The sequence below is a fragment of the Paraburkholderia unamae genome, assembly GCF_003096875.1.
GTDB classification, from domain to species: domain Bacteria; phylum Pseudomonadota; class Gammaproteobacteria; order Burkholderiales; family Burkholderiaceae; genus Paraburkholderia; species Paraburkholderia unamae.
Genome location: NZ_QEOB01000006.1, coordinates 250,669 through 271,743, shown reverse-complemented (window position 1 = coordinate 271,743; position 21,075 = coordinate 250,669). Strand labels below are relative to the sequence as shown.

General features: G+C 65.6%; 21 protein-coding genes. 18 read left to right on the top strand and 3 right to left on the bottom strand.

Going from position 1 to position 21,075, the window contains the following annotated elements; translation table 11 throughout:
• Positions 1-27 precede the first annotated feature (27 nt).
• The 14 genes from pheA to cysM all read left to right on the top strand — a co-directional run bounded on the left by pheA (position 28) and on the right by cysM (position 14,782).
• The gene (gene pheA / locus C7402_RS15035) at positions 28-1,113 is read left to right on the top strand and encodes a prephenate dehydratase (RefSeq protein ID WP_112171349.1); all 1,086 of its coding nucleotides are present in this window, start codon (positions 28-30) and stop codon (positions 1,111-1,113) included.
• A gap of 146 nt (positions 1,114-1,259) precedes the next feature.
• On the top strand, positions 1,260-2,390 hold the full coding sequence (gene hisC, locus C7402_RS15030; protein WP_116611166.1) for a histidinol-phosphate transaminase: 1,131 nt from the start codon (positions 1,260-1,262) through the stop codon (positions 2,388-2,390).
• A gap of 46 nt (positions 2,391-2,436) precedes the next feature.
• Entirely contained in the window at positions 2,437-3,381 is a 945-nt protein-coding gene (locus tag C7402_RS15025) for a prephenate dehydrogenase (RefSeq protein WP_116611245.1), read from the top strand.
• 88 nt (positions 3,382-3,469) lie between these two features.
• The gene (gene aroA, locus C7402_RS15020) at positions 3,470-4,774 is read left to right on the top strand and encodes a 3-phosphoshikimate 1-carboxyvinyltransferase (RefSeq protein ID WP_116611165.1); all 1,305 of its coding nucleotides are present in this window, start codon (positions 3,470-3,472) and stop codon (positions 4,772-4,774) included.
• A gap of 28 nt (positions 4,775-4,802) precedes the next feature.
• The gene (gene cmk / locus C7402_RS15015) at positions 4,803-5,486 is read left to right on the top strand and encodes a (d)CMP kinase (RefSeq protein ID WP_116611164.1); all 684 of its coding nucleotides are present in this window, start codon (positions 4,803-4,805) and stop codon (positions 5,484-5,486) included.
• Positions 5,487-5,711: 225 nt separating this feature from the next.
• Positions 5,712-7,442: a 30S ribosomal protein S1 gene (gene rpsA, locus C7402_RS15010; RefSeq protein ID WP_103707055.1), complete on the top strand. Its 1,731-nt coding sequence runs from the start codon at positions 5,712-5,714 to the stop codon at positions 7,440-7,442.
• Positions 7,443-7,467: 25 nt separating this feature from the next.
• A complete protein-coding gene (locus C7402_RS15005; RefSeq protein ID WP_027817382.1) occupies positions 7,468-7,791 on the top strand; it encodes an integration host factor subunit beta in 324 nt (107 codons plus the stop codon).
• Between the two features lie 305 nt (positions 7,792-8,096).
• The gene (locus C7402_RS15000) at positions 8,097-8,390 is read left to right on the top strand and encodes a lipopolysaccharide assembly protein LapA domain-containing protein (protein WP_112171345.1); all 294 of its coding nucleotides are present in this window, start codon (positions 8,097-8,099) and stop codon (positions 8,388-8,390) included.
• Positions 8,391-8,453: 63 nt separating this feature from the next.
• Entirely contained in the window at positions 8,454-9,629 is a 1,176-nt protein-coding gene (lapB, locus tag C7402_RS14995) for a lipopolysaccharide assembly protein LapB (protein WP_112171344.1), read from the top strand.
• Positions 9,630-9,704: 75 nt separating this feature from the next.
• Positions 9,705-11,102, top strand: coding sequence for a UDP-glucose dehydrogenase family protein (locus C7402_RS14990; RefSeq protein ID WP_112171343.1), 1,398 nt, complete (start codon positions 9,705-9,707; stop codon positions 11,100-11,102).
• On the top strand, positions 11,074-12,066 hold the full coding sequence (rfaE1, locus tag C7402_RS14985) for a D-glycero-beta-D-manno-heptose-7-phosphate kinase (protein ID WP_112171342.1): 993 nt from the start codon (positions 11,074-11,076) through the stop codon (positions 12,064-12,066). The genes C7402_RS14990 and rfaE1 overlap by 29 nt, the downstream gene beginning before the upstream one ends.
• Positions 12,067-12,183: 117 nt before the next feature.
• Positions 12,184-13,176, top strand: a complete 993-nt coding sequence (gene rfaD / locus C7402_RS14980; protein WP_116611163.1) for an ADP-glyceromanno-heptose 6-epimerase — start codon at positions 12,184-12,186, stop codon at positions 13,174-13,176.
• A gap of 73 nt (positions 13,177-13,249) precedes the next feature.
• On the top strand, positions 13,250-13,612 hold the full coding sequence (locus C7402_RS14975) for a ComEA family DNA-binding protein (protein ID WP_112171340.1): 363 nt from the start codon (positions 13,250-13,252) through the stop codon (positions 13,610-13,612).
• A gap of 267 nt (positions 13,613-13,879) precedes the next feature.
• Complete coding sequence (gene cysM / locus C7402_RS14970; protein WP_112171339.1) at positions 13,880-14,782, top strand: cysteine synthase CysM; 903 nt, start codon at positions 13,880-13,882, stop codon at positions 14,780-14,782.
• A gap of 77 nt (positions 14,783-14,859) precedes the next feature.
• On the opposite strand, the gene mltB is transcribed toward cysM, so the two are convergent.
• The gene (gene mltB, locus C7402_RS14965) at positions 14,860-16,017 is read right to left on the bottom strand and encodes a lytic murein transglycosylase B (protein ID WP_244314856.1); all 1,158 of its coding nucleotides are present in this window, start codon (positions 16,015-16,017) and stop codon (positions 14,860-14,862) included.
• A gap of 335 nt (positions 16,018-16,352) precedes the next feature.
• On the opposite strand from mltB, the gene C7402_RS14960 reads away from it, so the two are divergent.
• Together C7402_RS14960 and C7402_RS14955 are read left to right on the top strand one after the other, a co-directional pair.
• Positions 16,353-17,279 (top strand): histone deacetylase family protein, encoded by a 927-nt coding sequence (locus C7402_RS14960; protein ID WP_112171337.1) that lies wholly within the window; start codon positions 16,353-16,355, stop codon positions 17,277-17,279.
• A gap of 41 nt (positions 17,280-17,320) precedes the next feature.
• Positions 17,321-18,133 carry an enoyl-CoA hydratase gene (locus tag C7402_RS14955; protein WP_116611161.1) on the top strand — a complete coding sequence of 271 codons (813 nt, stop codon included), beginning with the start codon at positions 17,321-17,323 and terminating at the stop codon, positions 18,131-18,133.
• A gap of 21 nt (positions 18,134-18,154) precedes the next feature.
• Here C7402_RS14955 and C7402_RS14950 read toward each other — a convergent pair whose 3' ends face one another.
• Positions 18,155-19,045 carry an alpha/beta hydrolase gene (locus tag C7402_RS14950; protein ID WP_165841899.1) on the bottom strand — a complete coding sequence of 297 codons (891 nt, stop codon included), beginning with the start codon at positions 19,043-19,045 and terminating at the stop codon, positions 18,155-18,157.
• Positions 19,046-19,187: 142 nt separating this feature from the next.
• Positions 19,188-19,361 (bottom strand): hypothetical protein, encoded by a 174-nt coding sequence (locus C7402_RS46940; RefSeq protein ID WP_165841896.1) that lies wholly within the window; start codon positions 19,359-19,361, stop codon positions 19,188-19,190.
• On the opposite strand from C7402_RS46940, the gene C7402_RS14945 reads away from it, so the two are divergent.
• Positions 19,360-20,394, top strand: coding sequence for a methionine ABC transporter ATP-binding protein (locus C7402_RS14945; protein ID WP_112171335.1), 1,035 nt, complete (start codon positions 19,360-19,362; stop codon positions 20,392-20,394). The two genes, C7402_RS46940 and C7402_RS14945, sit on opposite strands and share 2 nt — an antisense overlap.
• Positions 20,384-21,037, top strand: coding sequence for a methionine ABC transporter permease (locus C7402_RS14940; protein WP_112171334.1), 654 nt, complete (start codon positions 20,384-20,386; stop codon positions 21,035-21,037). The genes C7402_RS14945 and C7402_RS14940 overlap by 11 nt, the downstream gene beginning before the upstream one ends.
• The last annotated feature ends 38 nt before the right edge of the window (positions 21,038-21,075 follow it).

Here is a 21,075-nt window from a genome sequence, read left to right as displayed (position 1 = left end):
CAACCTTTCAGATTGCCGGTTTCACGCATGGACGACGAACTCAATTCCCAACTCAAGCCGCTGCGCGAACGCATCGATGCGATCGACGCGCAGCTCATCGCGCTCCTGAACCAGCGCGCCTCGGTCGCGCTCGAAGTAGGCGAAGTCAAGAAGCATTTCAACGCGCCGGTGTTTCGCCCGGAGCGCGAGCTTCAGGTGATCGAGCGCCTGCAAAACATGAGCGACGGCCCGCTCGGCAACGATCACATCAGCGCGATCTGGCGCGAGATCATGGCCGCGAGCCGCTCGCTCGAAAAGACGATTTCGGCGGCCTTCCTCGGCCCGGTCGGCACCTATAGCGAGCAGGCAATGTATGCGTACTTCGGTCAATCGATCGAAGGCATGCCGTGTCCGTCGATCGACGAGGTGTTTCGCTCGGTCGAGGCGGGCGCCGCCGAGTTCGGCGTCGTGCCGGTCGAGAACTCGACCGAAGGCGCCGTCTCGCGCACGCTCGACCTGTTCCTCGAAACGCAGCTCGTGATCGGCGGCGAAATCGCGCTGCCGATCCAGCACAACCTGATGACGCTAAGCGGCAACCTGAAGGGCGTGACGCGCGTGTGCGCACACCCGCAGGCGCTTGCGCAGTGCCAGCACTGGCTGACCGCCAACGCGCCGCAGCTCGAGCGTCAGGCCGTGTCGAGCAACGCCGAAGCCGCGCGCCTCGCCGCCGCCGACCCGACGGTCGCCGCGATTGCGGGCGAGCGCGCCGCCACGCACTACGGCCTCCTGATCGCGAACGCACTGATCCAGGACGATCCGCACAACCGCACGCGTTTCGTGCTGATCGGCAAGCAGCCGGCGGGTGCGTCGGGCCGCGACCAGACCTCGATGATCGTGTCGGTGAAGAACGAGCCGGGCGCCGTCTACAAGCTGCTCGAACCGCTCGCACGCCACGGTGTGTCGATGACGCGTTTCGAGTCGCGTCCGGCGCGCCTTGGCAGCACGTGGGAGTACTACTTCTACATCGACTTCGAAGGCCATCGCGACGATGCCGCCGTGGTCGCGGCGCTCGACGAGCTCAGCAAGAAGGCCGCGTATCTGAAGATCCTCGGCTCGTACCCGCGCGCACGATAAGTCGCACGGTAAGGCGCGCGGATCTCGCACCGCGCGCCGTTCCCGATCCGTCTGGATCAGACTGCTGTACGTCACGCGAAGCACCGGCGCAGGGGATGACCCGCTGCCGCCCGGCGCCTCGAGCCCTGGAAGCCCTGGAGAGACGCATGACCACGCAATTCGGCCCCTCGTACGTGCGCGCGATCGCGCCTTACATCGCCGGCAAACCGATTTCGGAAGTCGCCCGCGAGTTCGGGCTCGACGAGGCGCGCATCGTGAAGCTCGCGTCGAACGAGAATCCGCTTGGCATGCCCGAGTCGGCGCAGCGCGCGCTCGTGCAGGCCGCAAGCGAGCTGGGGCGCTATCCCGACTCGAACGCGTTCGAGCTCAAGGCCGCGCTGGCCGCGCGCTACGACGTGCCGGCCGAGTGGATCACGCTCGGCAACGGCAGCAACGACATTCTCGAAATGGCCGCGCATGCGTTTGTCGAGCGCGGACAGGCGATCGTGTATTCGCAGTACTCGTTCGCGGTCTACGCGCTCGCGACCCAGGGGCTGGGCGCGCGTCATGTCGTGACGCCCGCCGTGCGCTACGGCCACGATCTCGATGCGATGCTGGCGGCGATCACCGACGACACGCGTCTCGTGTTCGTGGCGAATCCGAATAACCCGACCGGCACGTTCATCGACGGTGCGACGCTCGAAGCGTTCATCGCGAAGGTGCCCGCGCATGTCGTGATCGTGCTCGACGAGGCGTACACGGAATATCTCGCGGCGGATAAACGCTACGACTCGATCGCGTGGGCAAGGCGCTATCCGAACCTGCTCGTCTCGCGCACGTTCTCGAAGGCGTACGGGCTCGCGGGCCTGCGCATTGGCTTTGCCATCGCGCAGCCGGAGCTGACCGATCTGCTCAATCGTCTGCGCCAGCCGTTCAACGTCAACACGCTCGCGCAGGCGGCCGCGATCGCCGCGCTCGGCGACACGGCGTTCCTCGAACGCAGCGCGGCGCTCAACGCCGAAGGCTATCGCACGCTGACCGCGGCGTTCGAGCGTCTCGGGCTCGAATACGTGCCTTCGGATGGCAATTTCGTGCTGGTGCGCGTGACGCAGGACGCAGCCGATGACGGCGCGGGTGCGCGTGTGAATCTTGCCTTGCTCAAGCAGGCGGTGATCGTTCGGCCGGTGGCCAACTACGGCTTGCCGCAGTGGCTGCGCGTGACGATCGGCTTGCCCGAGGAGAACGCGGCTTTCGTCGCGGCCCTCGAACGAGCGCTGGGTGCCCAGCCGGGTGCCTGATGAGCACGCCCTGGGCGCGCACAACATTTTCTTTTCCGGTGGCGTCGTGAGTGCTTTTTCGTTTAACAAACTCGTGATTTTTGGCGTGGGCCTGATCGGCGGCTCGCTCGCTCGCGCGTTGCGCGAGCGCGGTTCGCAGGACCGCGCAGGCGCGCAGGTGATCGGCGTGGGCCGGCACGCGCAATCGGTGGCGCGCGCGCTCGAACTGGGCGTGATCGACGCCGTTGCGACGCTCGACGACGAAGCGGCGCTCGCCGCCGCGCTCGCCGGCGCCGATATCGTGCTGATCGCCGCGCCCGTTGCGCAGACCCAGGCGCTGCTCGAACGTATCGCGCCGCACCTCGGCAGCGAGACGATCGTGACAGACGCGGGCAGCACCAAGAGCGACGTGATCGCAGCCGCGCGCGCCGCGCTCGGCGCGCGCATTGCGCAATTCGTGCCGGGGCACCCGATCGCCGGACGCGAGTCGAGCGGCGTCGATGCCGCGCTGCCCGAACTCTACGTGGGCCGCAACGTCGTGTTGTGTCCGCTGGAGGGAAACGCGCGCGCCTCGGTCGAACGCATTGCCGATATGTGGCGCGCGACGGGCGCGGTGATCGGCGAGATGCCCGCCGCGCAGCACGACCGCGTGTTCGCTTCGGTAAGCCATCTGCCGCATGTATTGTCGTTCGCGCTCGTCGATCAGATTCTCGCTTCGCCCGACGCCAAGCTGAAGTTCTCGTTCGCGGCGGGCGGTTTCCGTGATTTCACGCGCATTGCCGCGTCGAGCCCCGAAATGTGGCGCGACGTGTGCCTCGCGAACCGCACCGCGCTGCTCGCCGAACTCGACGGCTACACTGAAGTGCTCGCGAAGCTGCGCGCGGCCATCGACGCCGGCGACGGCGCCGCGCTCGAAACCGTGTTTGCGCGCTCGCGCGCGGCGCGCGAGGCGTGGCAGGAGCGCGGCGGCAAGGCCGCTGCCGCTGCCGTTGATGCGGCGCCAGGCAAGTAAGCCAGGCAAACAAGCACGCAGGACCAGGCCATGCGGCGCGAGCGCCGCAATGACAGGCCGCAACCCAAGGCATTCTCAGGACACGTTCATGGAACACCTCGATCTCGGACCGTTCACCCGTGCGTCCGGCACGATCCGTCTGCCCGGCTCGAAAAGCATTTCGAATCGCGTGCTGCTGCTCGCCGCGCTGGCCGAGGGCGAAACGACCATCACGAACCTGCTCGACTCCGACGACACGCGCGTCATGCTCGCCGCGCTCGAAAAGCTCGGCGTGAAATTGAAGCGCGAGGACGACACCTGCGTTGTGCAGGGCACGCGCGGTGCGTTCCAGGCGGTGCGCGCGGACCTCTTCCTCGGCAACGCGGGCACGGCGGTGCGCCCGCTCACGGCGGCGCTCGCGGTGAACGGCGGCGACTACCGCATTCACGGCGTGCCGCGCATGCACGAGCGGCCCATCGGCGACCTCGTGGACGGTCTGCGCCAGATCGGCGCGAAGATCGACTACGAGGAGAACGACGGCTTTCCGCCGCTGCGTATCCGCCCGGCGGCGATTTCGGTCGAAGCGCCCATTCGCGTGCGCGGCGACGTGTCGAGCCAGTTCCTCACCGCGCTGCTCATGACGCTGCCGCTCGTGCGCGCCAAGGACGGCGTGACGATCGTCGAGGTGGACGGCGAGCTGATCTCCAAGCCCTATATCGAGATCACGATCAAGCTGATGGAGCGCTTCGGCGTGAAGGTCGAACGTCACGGCTGGCATCGCTTCGAGATTCCGGCGGGCGTGCGCTACCAGTCGCCGGGCAAGATCATGGTGGAAGGCGATGCGTCGTCGGCGTCGTACTTTCTCGCCGCGGGCGCGATTGGCGGCGGCCCGGTGCGCGTGGAAGGCGTGGGGCGCTCGAGCATCCAGGGCGACGTCGCGTTCGCGGCGGCGCTCATGCGCATGGGCGCGAACGTCACGGTCGCCGACGACTGGATCGAGGTGCGCGGGATCGGCAACGACCACGGCAAGCTCGACCCCATCGACATGGACTTCAACCTGATTCCCGACGCGGCCATGACGATCGCCGTCGCCGCGTTGTTCGCCGACGGCGCGACCACGCTGCGCAACATCGCGAGCTGGCGCGTGAAGGAAACCGACCGCATCGCCGCGATGGCCACGGAACTGCGCAAGGTCGGCGCGAACGTGGAGGAGGGGCCCGATTACCTGATCGTGCGCCCGCCCGAAAAGCTCACGCCGAACGCCGCGATCGACACCTACGACGATCACCGCATGGCGATGTGCTTCTCGCTCGTGAGCCTCGGCGGCGTGCCGGTGCGCATCAACGACCCGAAGTGCGTCGGCAAGACGTTCCCCGATTATTTCGAGCGCTTCCTGGCGCTCGCGCAACCTTGATTGATCCAGAGCCGAGTACCTTCGCCGCATGAAATCGACCCGTCCCTTTTATCCGACGCCCGTCATCACGATCGACGGCCCCACCGCCTCCGGCAAAGGCACGGTGGCCGCGCTGGTCGCCGCGCATCTCGGCTTTCACCTGCTCGACAGCGGCGCGCTGTACCGACTGGCGGCGCTCGCGAGCGTGCGCTATACGATCGCGCCCGACGACGCCGAAGGCCTGGCGAAGCTGATCGACGATCTCCATATCACGTTCCGCGAAGGGCTCGCGCAGCTCGACGGCGTTGACGTTTCGAACGAAATCCGCGCCGAGGAAGTGGGCAACCGGGCCTCGATGATCGCCGCGCATCCGGCCGTGCGCACGGCGCTCGTGGCGCGCCAGCGGGCGTTTCGCAAGCTTCCCGGCCTCGTCGCCGACGGCCGCGACATGGGCACGGTGATCTTCCCGGACGCCGTTCTGAAGGTGTTCCTGACGGCCAGTGTGGAGGCTCGCGCGGCTCGCCGGCATAAGCAATTGATCCAAAAAGGTTTTTCTGCTAATATGGATGACTTGCTTCGAGATTTGCGTGAACGCGACGCGCGGGACAGTAACCGTGCAGCCGCGCCGCTCAAGCCCGCAGCGGATGCGCAGCTTCTGGACACCTCGGCGCTTACCGTCGACCAGGCGGTCGAACAGGTGGTGCAGTGGTACCAGGCATTGCCGGTGCGTTAACAACAAACTGAGCCACAAGCGCGGCAGTTTGTTGAATGCGCGAACGCCGGCAAAGGCGCAGTAAAGAAAGCAGTTGAAGTAGCAGTCCGTGTTGGTGCCCTGCTGGGAAGCAGGGCGTGTCTTAACCCTTTAACCCCGTGTGGCTTTTGCATCTGCGCCGCGAACGTAAGCGCTCCGGCCTCAACGCCTAACCAGCCAATACTGGCTGCACCGGCAGCAGAAACCATGCAAATCCAGATTTTTATGTCCGACCTGCAAACCTCCACCCCGAATACCGAATCTTTTGCGGCTCTGTTCGAAGAGTCGCTGACCCGCCAAGACATGCGCGCCGGCGAAGTGATCTCCGCCGAAGTCGTGCGCGTTGACCACAACTTCGTGGTCGTCAACGCTGGTCTCAAGTCCGAAGCCTATATTCCGCTCGAAGAATTCCTGAACGACGCGGGTGAAGTGGAAGTGCAGGCGGGCGACTTCGTTTCCGTCGCGATCGACGCGCTGGAAAACGGCTACGGCGACACCATCCTGTCGCGCGACAAGGCGAAGCGTCTCGCTTCGTGGCTGTCGCTGGAAAAGGCTCTCGACAACAACGAACTCGTGACCGGCACGATCACGGGCAAGGTCAAGGGCGGCATGACCGTCATGGTCAACGGCATCCGCGCGTTCCTGCCGGGTTCGCTCGTCGACACGCGTCCGGTCAAGGACACGACGCCGTACGAAGGCAAGACGCTCGAATTCCGCGTCATCAAGCTCGACCGCAAGCGTAACAACGTCGTGCTGTCGCGCCGCGCAGTGATCGAAGCCACGCAAGGCGAAGAGCGCGCAAAGCTGCTCGAAACGCTGAAGGAAGGCGCGATCGTCAACGGCGTGGTCAAGAACATCACCGACTACGGCGCGTTCGTGGACCTCGGCGGCATCGACGGCCTGCTGCACATCACCGACATCGCATGGCGTCGCGTGCGTCACCCGTCGGAAGTCCTGTCGGTTGGCCAGGAAGTCACCGCCAAGATCCTCAAGTTCGACCAGGAAAAGAACCGCGTTTCGCTCGGTATCAAGCAACTGGGCGACGATCCGTGGGAAGGCATCTCGCGCCGTTACCCGTCGGGCACGCGCCTGTTCGGCAAGGTCACGAACATCACCGACTACGGCGCGTTCGTCGAAGTCGAATCGGGCATCGAAGGCCTGGTTCACGTGTCGGAAATGGACTGGACCAACAAGAACGTTGCTCCGTCGAAGGTTGTCCAGCTGGGCGACGAAGTCGAAGTCATGGTCCTCGAGATCGACGAAGACCGCCGCCGCATCTCGCTCGGCATGAAGCAGTGCAAGCCGAATCCGTGGGATGACTTCAGCCGCAACTTCAAGAAGGGCGACAAGCTGCAAGGCGCAATCAAGTCGATCACCGACTTCGGCGTCTTCATCGGTCTGCCTGGCGGCATCGACGGTCTGGTTCACCTTTCGGACCTGTCGTGGTCGGAAACCGGCGAAGAAGCCGTTCGCAAGTACAAGAAGGGCGACGAAGTCGAAGCCGTGGTTCTGGGCATCGACGTCGAGAAGGAACGCATCTCGCTCGGCATCAAGCAGCTCGAAGGCGACCCGTTCAGCAACTTCGTTGCTGTTAACGACAAGGGTTCGACGGTTGACGGCGTGGTCAAGTCGGTCGACGCAAAGGGTGCAGTTATCACCCTGAACGCCGATGTCGAAGGCTACCTGCGTGCTTCGGAAATCGCGCAAGACCGCGTGGAAGATGCTCGCAACGTGCTGAAGGAAGGCGACAAGGTCAACGCGATGATCATCAACATCGATCGCAAGTCGCGTGGCATCAACCTGTCGATCAAGGCGAAGGATTCGGCCGAGACGCAGGAAGCCCTGCGTAGCATGTCGTCGGACACGGGTGCGGCTGCCACCGGCACGACCAACCTCGGCGCGCTGCTGAAGGCCAAGCTCGACGGCCAGAACCAGTAAGCCTCAAACGGGGGCAAGCTGAAGTATGACCAAATCTGAATTGGTCGCGCAGCTGGCTACGCGATTTCCGCAACTTGTCCTCAAGGATGCGGATTTCGCGGTCAAGACGATGCTCGATGCGATGTCCGAGGCGCTTGCCAAGGGCCATCGCATCGAAATTCGCGGCTTTGGCAGCTTCGGCCTGAATCGTCGGCCGTCGCGCGTCGGTCGCAACCCCAAGTCGGGTGAAAAGGTGCTGGTGCCAGAGAAGTTCGTGCCGCACTTCAAGCCGGGCAAGGAGTTGCGCGAGCGCGTGGACCGTAATTCGGGCGAGCCGCTGAAGGCGGACGAGCCGGACGACGACCTGTAAGCGTTCGATCGATTTCGATCGGGCGACTGCGATCGTCGGCGGTCAATGCCAGATGGCCAGAATGCATGGACCGGTAAAAAGCGCCGGGGTGAACAACCCCGGCGCTTTTTTTTCGTCTGCGCCTTTTCGACGCGCTTTGTCCCGGTGTGCCGTTTCGATCCTGCTCCCGGTTTGCGGGCAGGTGCCGGGGCGCGGGCCGTTCAATTACAATACGGGACACTTCGGCGTGGCTTGTGCTGCGGCGCAACAATCCGGCTTGGCCGGTGCTCGCTGGGGTCTTTTGCAACTGCCAAGAGAATCCTTCAATGAGATTGATCGCCTGGGTGATCCGTGTGCTGGTGTTCGTGCTGCTGCTCGTGCTCGCGCTCGCCAACACGCAAACCGCGACGCTGAACTTTCTTGCCGGGTATTCGTGGCAGGCCCCGCTGATCCTGATCGGCCTCGCGTTTTTCGTCGTGGGGCTGCTGGCGGGGCTGCTTTCCGCGCTGCCCGGCGTGTTCCGGTTGCGCATGGAAAATGGGCGCCTCAAACGCGATTTGCGCGCCGTGCGTGAAACGCCCGCGCCGAGCGCGGAGCCGCCGTTGCCGCCGCTCATCTGACTGGTTTTATCGTGCCGCGCGCCTTGAGCGTGCGGCTGTTTTCCCGTTCACACCATCGCTCGCATGGATCTCGATTTCTGGTGGCTCCTCGTCATTCCCGTGGCTTTCGCACTCGGCTGGATGGCGTCGCGCTACGATCTGAAAGCATTGCTTTCCGAAAGCGCCAATTTGCCGCGCTCGTATTTTCGCGGCCTGAACTTCCTGCTCAACGAGCAGCCGGACAAGGCCATCGACGCGTTCATCGAGGTCGCCAAGCTCGACCCTGAAACCGTCGAACTGCACTTCGCGCTCGGCAATCTGTTTCGCCGCCGCGGCGAGACAGACCGCGCGATCCGCGTGCATCAGAATCTGCTCTCGCGCTCGGACCTGCCCGTGAACGAGCGCGATCATGCGCTCTATGAACTCGGCCAGGACTTCCTCAAGGCGGGCATGCTCGACCGCGCGGAGGAAACCTTCGGCAAGCTCAAGTCGGGCGACTTCGCGCTCGGCGCGCAGCGCGCGCTCCTCGCGATCTACGAGATCGAGAAGGACTGGAACCGCTGCATCGAGACCGCGCGCGGGCTCGAAACCATGGGCGCGGCGTCGCTCGACCTGGAGATCGCGCAGTTCCATTGCGAGCTCGCGCAGGAAGCGCTCCAGCAGAAGAAGGCCGACGAGGCGCGGCGCCAGCTCGCGCTCGCGCTCAAGGCCAATGCCCAGAACGTGCGCGCGACGATCCTCGCGGGCGATGTCGATGCGGCCAGCGGTGCGGCCGAAACCGCGCTTGCCCACTGGCGCGCAGTCGAGGCGCAGAATCCCGCGTATCTGCCGCTCGTGGCCGAGAAGGTCATGAAGGCCTATGAGACGCTGGGCCGCGCGGAAGAGGGCGCCCAGCTGCTCACCACGTGGGTCGATGCCTATCCGTCGAACGATCTGCTCGACGTGGCCTATAAATACGTGGCCGAGCTGCGTGGCGCCGATGCCGCGCACGCGCTCGCCCGCACGCAGATGCAGAAGTCGCCGAACCTCGCCGGCATGGCGCGCCTGCTCGAGGCCCAGCAGGCCACGGCCGAAGAGCCGCGCCGCAGCGAACTCGAGTTGATGCGCAAGCTGCTCCAGCAGCGCACCAAGAATCTGCCACGCTATACCTGCCAGAATTGCGGCTTCCGGGCGCGCCTCTTCTACTGGCAGTGCCCGGGATGCAGCGGCTGGGAAACCTATGCGCCGCGTCGCGTCGAGCCGGTGCCCGCTTCGAGCTGAGTCCAGGGTGGGGCGCGCCGAGCCTGGCGCGCCCTCAGTCATTCCATCTCATCAGCATCTGTCACCGGAGCGCCTATGAAGATCACCATTATCGGTACCGGCTACGTTGGCCTCGTTACCGGTGCGTGCCTTGCCGAAATCGGCCATGACGTGTTTTGTCTCGATGTCGATCCGCGCAAGATCGACATTCTCAACGGCGGTGGCGTGCCGATTCACGAGCCGGGCCTGCTCGAACTCATCGCGCGCAACCGCGCGGCCGGACGCATCACGTTCTCCACCGACATCGCGGCCAGCGTCGAGCACGGCGACGTGCAGTTCATCGCCGTGGGCACGCCGCCCGACGAAGACGGCTCGGCGGATCTGCAATACGTGCTCGAAGCGGCGCGCAGCATCGGCCGCTACATGAACGGTTTCAAGGTGATCGTCGACAAGTCGACGGTGCCGGTCGGCACGGCGCAGCGCGTGCAGGGCGTGCTCGCCGAAGAGCTCGCCAAACGCGGCCTCGCGCAGAGCGCGGACCATCGTTTCTCGGTCGTCTCGAACCCCGAGTTCCTGAAAGAAGGCGCGGCCGTGGACGACTTCATGCGCCCGGACCGCATCATCATCGGCATCGACGAGGACGAGAACGGCAACACCGCGCGTGAAAAGATGAAGCGCCTCTACGCGCCGTTCAATCGCAACCACGAACGCACGATCTACATGGACGTGCGCTCCGCCGAATTCACGAAGTACGCGGCCAACGCCATGCTCGCCACGCGCATCTCGTTCATGAACGAGATGGCCAATCTCGCCGACCGCGTGGGCGCCGACATCGAGTCAGTGCGCCGCGGCATCGGCTCCGATCCGCGTATCGGCTATCACTTTCTCTATGCGGGCTGCGGCTATGGCGGCTCGTGCTTCCCGAAGGACGTGCAGGCGCTGATCCGCACGGGTGCGGAGTCGGGCCAGAACCTGCGCATTCTCGAAGCGGTCGAGGACGTCAATCACGGGCAGAAGGAAGTGCTCGTGAGGAAGATCGTCACGCAGTGCGGCGAAGACCTCGCGGGCAGGCATTTCGCCGTGTGGGGGCTTGCGTTCAAGCCGAACACCGACGACATGCGCGAGGCGCCGAGCCGACGCCTGATCGCCGATCTGCTCGCGCGCGGCGCGACGGTGGCGGCGTGGGATCCGGTCGCGGCCGACGAAGCGAAGCGCGTGTTCGCGCTCGATCTCGCCGAAGCGCCCGAGCAGCATGCGCGCCTCACGTTCGCGGCGAACCAGGACGACGCGCTCACGGGCGCGGACGCGCTTGTGATCGTGACCGAATGGACCGCGTTCAAGGCGCCCGATTTCGCACACCTGAAGAAGGTGCTCAAGACCCCGCGTATCTTCGACGGGCGCAATCTCTACGAGCCCGACGCGATGGCGGAACTGGGCATTGACTATCATTCGATTGGGCGGCCCCATGTCAATCTCGCTAACTCCGCGGCCTGAAACCACGCTTGCCGCCACGATCGCGCCCGATGTGCGCGTCGTGCCGCGCGAGACGCTCGCGAACTCGCGCGTGCTGGTGGTGGGTGACGTCATGCTCGACCGCTACTGGTTCGGCGACGTCAACCGCATCTCGCCCGAAGCGCCGGTGCCGGTCGTGCACGTGCAGCGCCAGGAAGACCGCCTTGGCGGCGCGGCGAACGTGGCGCGCAACGCGGCGGCGCTCGGCGCCCATGCGGGCCTGCTGTGCGTGGTGGGCCACGACGAGCCCGGCGAGCGCATCGTCGCCCTGCTCGGCGAGAGCCACGTGGATGCGTACCTGGAGCGCGATCCCGCGTTGCCGACCACCATCAAGCTGCGCGTGCTCTCGCGCCAGCAGCAGCTCCTGCGCGTGGACTTCGAGAACACGCCCGCGCACGAGGTGCTGCTCTCGGGCCTCGCACGCTTCGACGCGCTCCTGCCCACGCACGACGTGATCCTCATGTCGGACTATGCGAAGGGCGGCCTCACGCACGTCACGCAGATGATCTCGAAGGCGCGCGCCGCGGGCAAGGCGGTGCTCGTCGATCCGAAGGGCGACGACTGGGAGCGCTATCACGGCGCGAGCCTCATCACGCCGAATCGCGCGGAACTGCGCGAAGTGGTCGGCACGTGGAAGTCGGAAGAGGATCTGCTCGCGCGCGTGACGAAGCTGCGCCGCGAACTGCAACTCGACGCGCTGCTGCTCACGCGCTCGGAAGAGGGTATGACGCTCTTTTCCGAGGCCGGCGTGCTGCACGCGGCGGCCGATGCGCGCGAAGTGTATGATGTCTCGGGCGCCGGCGACACGGTGATCGCAACCGTTGCCGCCATGCTCGGCGCGGGATTGCCGCTCGTCGAGTGCGTGGCGCTCGCGAACCGCGCGGCCGGCATCGTGGTCGGCAAGCTCGGTACGGCCACCGTCGACTACGACGAACTCTTTCAATAACGTTCCGCGCACGGGCGCATGGCGCCCGCGGCTCCGACCGGGATTTCTGGAGAGTTTTCCCGGTTGTGGGTCAACCTCGTATCAACATCGCGTGAACCTCGTCACCGCAGACCTATCATGACCCTCATCGTCACCGGCGCGGCCGGCTTCATCGGCAGCAACATCGTCAAGGCGCTGAACGAACGCGGCGAAGACCGCATCATCGCCGTCGACAACCTCACCCGCGCGGACAAGTTCAGGAACCTCGTCGATTGCGAGATCGACGACTACATCGACAAGACCGAGTTCGTCGAGCGCTTCACGCGCGGCGATTTCGGCGACGTGCGCGCGGTTTTTCATGAAGGCGCCTGTTCGGACACCATGGAAACCGACGGCCGCTACATGATGGACAACAACTTCCGTTATAGCCGCGCCGTGCTCGACACCTGCCTCACGCAGCGCGTGCAGTTCCTGTATGCGTCATCGGCGGCGATCTATGGCGGCTCGACGCGCTTCGTCGAGGAGCGCGAGGTGGAAGCGCCGCTCAACGTGTACGGCTACTCGAAGTTCCTGTTCGATCAGGTCATTCGCCGCGTGCTGTCCACGGCGCAAAGCCAGATCGCGGGCTTTCGCTACTTCAACGTGTACGGCCCGCGCGAAACGCACAAGGCGCGCATGGCTTCGGTGGCGTTTCACAACTTCAACCAGTTCCGCGCGGAAGGCCGCGTGAAGCTGTTCGGCGAGTACAACGGCTACGCGCCGGGCGAGCAGACGCGCGACTTCGTTTCGGTGGAGGACGTGGTGAAGGTCAACCTGTTCTTCTTCGATCATCCGGAGAAGACGGGCATCTTCAATCTGGGCAGCGGGCGCGCGCAGCCGTTCAACGACATCGCGACGAGCGTGGTGAACACGCTGCGTGCGATGGAAGGCAAGCCCGCGCTCACGCTCGCGGAGCAGGTGAAGGAAGGGCTGATCGAGTACATCCCGTTTCCCGACGCGCTGCGCGGCAAGTATCAATGCTTTACGCAGGCGGATCAGTCGAAGCTGCGCGCCGCGGGCTACGACGCGCCGTTCCTGACGGTGCAGGAAGGTGTGGATCGTTACGTACGTTGGCTTTCTGGCCAGGTGTAACGCGAAGCCCTGACTTCATAAACTGGACTCTCCTCGCCGGCGATGGTCGCCGGCGTTTTCAGGGAGATCCAGCATGTTCCGAAAAATCCTTGCGGCGGCCGCGCTTCTGGCCGTATTCGGTCACGCCTTCGCGGCCGTGGACGTCAACACCGCCAACGAAGACGCGCTGCGCGGCATCAAGGGCATCGGGCCCGCGCGCGCCAAGGCCATTCTCGACGAGCGCGGCGCGCACGGCCCCTACAAGGACGCCACCGACCTCGGCAAGCGCGTGAAGGGCCTGGGCGGCCATACCGTCGAACGTTTGCAGGCCGAAGGATTGTCGGTCGGTCCGGCCAATGCCCAGGCGGCCCAGGCAACCCAGCCGGCGAAGGTTGCGCAGGCAACACCCGCGAAGGCGGGTACCCCGCAGCCGGCCACCGTGACCGTCAAGAAGTAGGCGTCTTTTTGCGTTGTGCCCCCGCGCGTCGTGCATCGCCGTCGCGGGGCGGCAGTCTCCTTCAGGTGTCGCTCAGGTGAGGTTGACCCGCGACGTTGACCCGCGGCCCGTCCGCGGGCTTTTTCCAGTGCCTCGCTGCATGTGCGCAGGCATAGCCGGAGGGAAAGACGGCGGCTTACGTCCATACCGGCATCAGGGGTCCCCTGCGGCGGCGGCCCGCGTGGTTTAGAATCGACGGATCACGTAATCGCGCCTCACTGCCATCCCATGCCCTACAAGACCATTGAAGACACGATCGGCAACACCCCGCTCGTGCAACTCGTCCGCCTGCCGGACGACGAAATCCGCGCCCGCAACAACGTCATTCTGGCCAAGCTGGAAGGCAATAACCCGGCGGGGTCGGTGAAGGACCGCCCGGCGCTCTCGATGATCCGCAAGGCCGAGGAGCGCGGCCGCATCAAGCCGGGCGACACGCTCATCGAAGCCACGAGCGGCAACACGGGCATTGCGCTCGCGATGGCCGCGGCCATTCGCGGCTACAAGATGGTGCTCATCATGCCGGAGGACCTCTCCGTCGAGCGCCGCCAGAGCATGGCCGCCTATGGCGCGGAAATCATGCTCACGCCGGTGAAGGGCGGCATGGAATATGCGCGCGACCTCGCCGAGCAAATGCAGCGCGACGGCAAGGGCATCATCCTCGACCAGTTCGCCAATCCCGACAATCCGCTTGCGCACTATGAGGCCACCGGCCCGGAAATCTGGCGCGACACGGAAGGGCGCATCACGCACTTCGTTTCGTCGATGGGGACCACGGGCACGATCATGGGCACGTCCCAGTTCCTCAAGGAAAAGAACCCGGCCATTGAGATCGTCGGCGCGCAGCCCGAGGAGGGCTCGCGTATTCCGGGCATTCGCAAGTGGCCCGAAGCCTATCTGCCGAAGATTTTCGACCGCAGCCGCGTGGATCGCGTGGAAAACGTGAGCCAGGCCGCCGCCGAAAACATGGCGCGGCGTCTGGCCTCGGTCGAAGGCATCTTTGCCGGGATTTCGTCGGGCGGCGCCTGCGAAGTGGCGATACGCCTTGCACGCCAGCTCGAAAACGCGACGATCGTGTTCATCGTCTGTGATCGCGGCGACCGCTATCTGTCCACGGGTGTGTTCCCGGCCTGAGCGTTTCGAAGCGCACATGCAAAAACGGCCTTCGGTGCTTCCGAAGGCCGTTTTGTTTTCTGACGACGGGTTGGGTATTACTGTTCGGCCGGCGCCGTGCCCGAGCCGTTCATGCCGTTGCCATTCCCGTTGACGCCGTTTCCGTTGCCGTTCGACGGACCCACGCCCACGCCCGGTTGCGTCGCCAGCATCTGCGCCTTCACGCGCATGCCCAGTTGATACACCGCGAGCGCGTAGAAGAAGCTGCGGTTATAGCGCGTGAGCACATAGAAGTTCTTGAGCCCGAGCTTGTACTCGGTGGCGCGGCCCGGCGTGGGCAGATCGATCACCGTGATGGGCGTGCCCGCCTCGGCGGCGATATCCACGTCCGGCTGGTCGAGCACGAGGCCCGAACGGAGCAACTGGCTGAGCGGCCAGCGCGGTTCCGGCTTGCCGTCCGCCGCGGCCTGCGCAATGCCCTGGCTGCCTGGGTCGCTCGCGATATTCCACACCACGGGGCGGCCCGTTTCCCAGCCGTTCTGCTTCAGGTAGTTCGCCACGCTGCCGATCGCGTCGGCCGGGCTCGCGCGCAGGTCGATGTGGTTGTTGCCCTCGTAATCGACGGCGTATTGCACGATGCTGCTCGGCAGGAACTGCGGAATGCCGATCGCGCCCGTGTACGAGCCGAGCACCGACGACGGGTCGATCTGCGCGTCGCGCGTCCACACGAGGTAGTCCTCGAGATTCTTGCGAAACGTTGCCATGCGATCGGCGCGGTTCGGCGTATTCGGGTAGTCGAACGCGAGCGTCGTGAGGGCGTCGAGCACGCGGAAGTTGCCCATGTAGCGCCCGTAGATCGTCTCCACGCCGATAATGCCCACGATCACCTCGGGCGGCACGCCGAACTCGTCGGCGGCGCGCTGCAACGTGGCCTGGTTCGCGCGCCAGAAGCGCACGCCCGCGTTGATGCGCACCGGGTCGAGGAAGCGCGACTGGTAGACGCGCCAGTTCTTGACGCCGGGAACGGGCGAGGGCGTGACGAGCTTCACGGCGGTCGCCGAGTAGTTCGCGCTCGCGAACAACGCTTGCAGCGCCGTGGGGTCGAAGTCGTAGCGCGCGACCATGTCGTTGATGAACGCGGCGACATCCGGATTGTTCGCATAGCGCTGCGGGACGATTTCCTCCTCGAACGTCTGGCCCTGCTGCGGGGGCGTTTGCGGCTGCGCCTGCGCGAGCGTGAGCGGTTTCTGTCGCATTTTCGGCGCGGATGTTTGCGCGCGCGCCGCGCCGGCGCACAACGACGCCGCGACGCAAAGCGCGAGTGCGAGAGTCGTGTGGCGTGAGCGGCCGGAGGTGGACAGAGCGGTCTTGAGCGTCATGAGAGAGGAGGGTGAATACGGTCCGGGTTGAACCCGGGCAGTATAACCGGCGCCCCGCGTGAACAGGCCATGCTGTGCAGGGGTGCAGCGTGGGGGCCAGGGCGCTGTGGTAACGTGATGCATGTTCGCGCGCCGGCCGGCGCGCAGCCAGACGAAAAACAGAAGGAGACCCGCGGCCGCGCCCATGCGCGAAGCCCGTGGCAGTGCGACCCATGACGACCGGTTTCTTCACTCACCCCGACTTCCTGCTGCACGAGATGGGCGAATGGCATCCCGAATGCCCGGCGCGGTTGCAGGCGATCGAAGATCAGTTGATCGCGAGCCGCATCGACGCGCTGATCGAGCGCGACGAATCGTCGCCGCTCGCGACCGATGCTGCGCTCCTGCGCGTGCACACCCAGGCGCATATCGACTACATTCGCGCCACCTCGCCCACGGAAGGCTACGCGAGCATCGACTCCGACACGCTGATGAATCCGCACACGTTGCAGGCGGCGCTGCGCGCGGCGGGCGCGGCGATCGCCGCCACCGACGCGGTGCTCGCGGGCCGCTACGAGAACGCGTTTTGCAGCGTGCGGCCGCCCGGCCACCATGCGGAACCCGCGCGCGCCATGGGCTTTTGCTTCTTCAATAACGTGGCGGTTGCGGCGCGCCATGCGCTCGAAGTCCACGGCCTCGAGCGCGTGGCGGTCATCGACTTCGACGTGCATCACGGCAACGGCACCGAGGCGGCCTTCGCGGGCGACTCGCGCGTGCTGATGTGCAGCTTCTTCCAGCATCCGTTCTATCCGTACACGGGCGCGGACAATCCCGCGCCGAACATGGTCAACCTGCCGATCGCGGCGCGCACCAAGGGCATGGAAGTGCGCGAGGCCATCGACATCATGTGGCTGCCGCGGCTGGAGGCTTTCAAGCCGCAGATGGTGTTCGTCTCCGCAGGATTCGACGCGCACCGCGAAGACGACCTCGGCAACATGGGGCTCGTCGAGGACGACTTCGCGTGGATCACCGAGCAGATTCGCGCCGTGGCGAACCGCCATGCGAAGGGGCGCATCGTGAGCTGCCTCGAAGGCGGCTACAACCTCTCGGCGCTCGGCCGCAGCGTGGTCGCCCACCTGCGCGTGCTGGCGGACATTTAAAGGCGCCGCGTGCGCCGCATCGAACGAAGGAGACCCGCATCATGAGCGCAATCCCGTCCGCATCGCCGTCGTCCGCCGACGCGGCGCCGCTAGTCGACATCACGCGCGATGCGTATGGCGTGCCGGGCGTCGTGCGTCTCACGCTGAATCGTCCCGATGCGTTCAACGCGCTTTCCGAGGCGCTCATCGACGCGCTGCATGCCGAACTCACCGCGCTCGCGAAATCCGATGCGCGCGTGGTCGTGATCGCGGCGGCGGGGCGCGCGTTCTGCGCGGGCCACGATCTCCGGGAAATGCGCGCGGAGCCCTCGCGCGGCTACTACGCGAAACTGTTCGAGCGCTGCTCGAAGATGATGCTGGCGATCCAGAAAATGCCGCAGCCCGTGATCGCGCGCGTGCAGGGCGTGGCGACGGCGGCCGGCTGCCAGCTCGTCGCGATGTGCGATCTCGCGGTGGCCGCCGACACGGCGCGCTTTGCCGTTTCGGGCATCAATCTGGGGCTTTTCTGCTCGACGCCGGCCGTGCCGCTGTCGCGCAACGTCTCGCGCAAGGTGGCCTTCGAGATGCTCATGACGGGTGAGTTCATCGACGCGGCCCGTGCGCAGCGCGAGGGGCTCGTGAACCGCGTGGTCGCCGCCGACGAACTCGATGCCGCCGTGACGGCGCTTGCCGCAAGCATCTGCGCGAAGCCGCGCGAGGCGGTCGAGGCGGGCAAGGGCCTCTTCTACCGCCAACTGGAAACGGGCGTCGAAGCCGCCTACCAGCTGGCCGGCCAGACGATGGCCTGCAACATGATGACCGACCCCGCGCTCGACGGCGTGCAGGCGTTCATCGAGAAACGCGGGGCGAAATAGCGATCCCAGGCGCTCAGGCGCTCAGCAATGGTGCTCGATCCAGTCGATCATTGCGCCGATCACGCGCTCGCGGTCGAGATCGTTGAGCGTTTCGTGATAGCTCCCTTCGTAAAGCGTGAGCGTGCGGTCGGGCGATCCCACGTTTGCGCCGAACGCGCGGCTGCCTTCGGGCTCGGTGAGCTTGTCCCCGGTGCCGTGCCAGATCAGCACGGGCACGCGCAGATCCGCGCGGCCCGCTTCGATGCGTTTCATCGCTTCCAGCAATTGAGCGCCCGTGCGTGCGGGAATCGCCCCGTGATGCACGAGCGGATCGGCGAGGTTGGCCTCGACCACCGCGCTATCGCGCGCGAGCAGTGCGGCGTCGATCTTCATGGCCGGAAAGCGCGGCCAGATCGCGCTGACGACACGGCTTGCGGCGATCATCCACGCAGGCACGTCGCGCCCGGGCGCGAGCGCGGCGCTGGACAGCAGGAGGCCCGCTAGCGGCACACGCGTTTGCGGCAGGCGTTCGACCGCGTAGAGCGCGGCGATCGCGCCGCCCATGCTGTGACCCATCAGAAAGAGCGGCGTGTGCCGTGTCGCGCATTGCGCGCTTGCGTGAGCGAGCAGCGCGTCCGCATCGTCAAGGTATTCGTCGAAACGGGCCACCCACGCGCGGCGGCCGGGCGCCCGCCCGTGACCGCGCAGATCGATCGCATAAACGTCGATGCCCGCGGCATTGAGCCGCGCGGCGAGCGCCGCGTAGCGGCCCGCATGCTCGGCCAGCCCGTGCACGAGCGCGAGCGCCGCGCGCGGCGGTGTCGGCGCACGCCATGCGTAGAGCGGCAGCTCCACGCCGTCGCGCGTGCGCAGGGTCGAGCGTTCGGCGGCTGGCTCGGCTTGTTCGGCTCGTCCGGCAGGTTGGGCAGGCATCGCCGTGCCGAAGGTCTGACTTGTCTCCATCTCGCTCTCTGGCTGGGTGTGCGGGGTCGGCGTCGGGCTATCGGCAGCAGTGTAGCGGCGGGGCGGCAGAGCGCAGGCTGCCGAAACCCTCTAATGCATATGAGTTATGAAATTATCGAAATTGATTATTAAAAGGAATTTTGCGTGCCAGGGTAAAATGGCGGGCTAAATCCAGTCCAGCAAACGGCGGCTGTCTGCCGGCGCGACGCGTTTTCCGCGATCCATCCAGATGGGTGCGGGCAAGGCGAGCGGCGCGCGGCACACCCGCCGTTTCGTTTTTTCCCATGATCGAAATTCGAAACGTGTCCCAGCGCTTCGCCGGCCCACAAGGCTGGATCGAGGCGCTGCATAACGTCAATCTGACGATTCCGCCGGGCGAAGTGTTCGGCATCATCGGGCGCAGCGGCGCAGGCAAGAGCACGCTCGTGCGCACCATCAACCTGCTCACGCGGCCCACCGAAGGCGACATCGTCGTCAACGGGCGCACGCTCACGTCGCTCTCGTCGGCCGACCTGCGCGAAGCGCGCCGCGAGATCGGCATGATCTTCCAGCACTTCAATCTGCTCTCGTCGCGCACGGTGTTCGACAACGTCGCGCTGCCGCTGGAGCTTGCGGGCGTGAAGCGCGCCGAGATCGAAGCGACGGTGCTGCCGCTGCTCGAACTCGTGGGCCTCACCGCGCAGAAAGATCGCTATCCTTCGCAGATCAGCGGCGGCCAGAAGCAGCGCGTGGGCATTGCGCGCGCGCTCGCGAGCAAGCCCAAGGTGCTGCTCTCGGACGAGGCGACCTCGGCGCTCGACCCCGAAACCACGCGCGCCATTCTCGACCTGCTGCGCAAGATCAATCGCGAGCTGAACCTGACCATCGTGATGATCACGCACCAGATGGAAGTGATCAAACAGGTGTGCGACCGCGTGGCCGTGCTCGACGCGGGCCGCGTGGTGGAAAGCGGTCCCGTGATCGACGTGTTCTTGCAGCCGCGCCACGAAGTCACGCGCGCCCTGCTAGGCGACGTGATCGCCCAGGAACTGCCGCCGGGGCTCAAGGCGCGCGTGGCCGAGCATCTCTCGAAGGGCAGCGGCCATTTGCTGCGCCTCGCGTTCACGGGCACGGGCGTCGACCAGCCGGTGTTGTCGGAGACGATTCGCCGCTTCGAACTCGATTTCAACATCCTGCACGGCCAGATCGACGAGATCCAGGGGCAGGCGTTCGGCTCGCTCGCGGTGCTCGCGGGCGGCGAACCGGTGAAGGTGGCGCAGGCCATGGCATGGCTGCGCGAGCAAGGCGTGGTGGTGGAGGAACTGTCCCATGTGGAGTGAAATGTTCGACATGTTCGTCCAGTCGTTCTGGGAAACGCTCGTCATGGTGGGCATCTCGGGACTCGTGGGCGCGGCCATCGGCCTGCCGCTCGGCGTGCTGCTCTATCTCACCGACCGCAACGGCGTGCTGCAAAACATCGCCGCGAATCGCGCGATGGGGGTGATCGTCAACGCCGTGCGCTCCACGCCGTTCATCATCCTGCTCGTCGCCGTGATTCCGTTCACGCGTCTCGTGGTGGGCTCGTCGATCGGCACGGCGGCCGCCATCGTGCCGCTCACCATCGCCGCCGCGCCGTTCATCGCGCGGCTCGTGGAAACCGCGCTGCGCGAAGTCGATCGCGGCCTGATCGAAGCGGCCCAGGCCATGGGCGCGAGCACGAGCCAGATCGTCTTCAAGGTGTTGCTGCCCGAGTCGCTGCCCGGTGTCGTGGCGGGGCTCACCATCACCTTCATCTCGCTTGTGGGCTATTCGGCGATGGCGGGCGCGATTGGCGGCGGCGGTCTGGGCGACCTCGGCATCCGTTACGGGTACCAGCGCTTCGAACCCGAAATCATGCTGCTCGTCGTCGTGATCCTGATCGTGTTCGTGCAAATCGTGCAGTCGTTCGGCGACTGGCTGGTGCGACGCCTGAGCCACAAATAAGCCTTAAAACAAGCGGTCTTTCGATCCACACAACTACA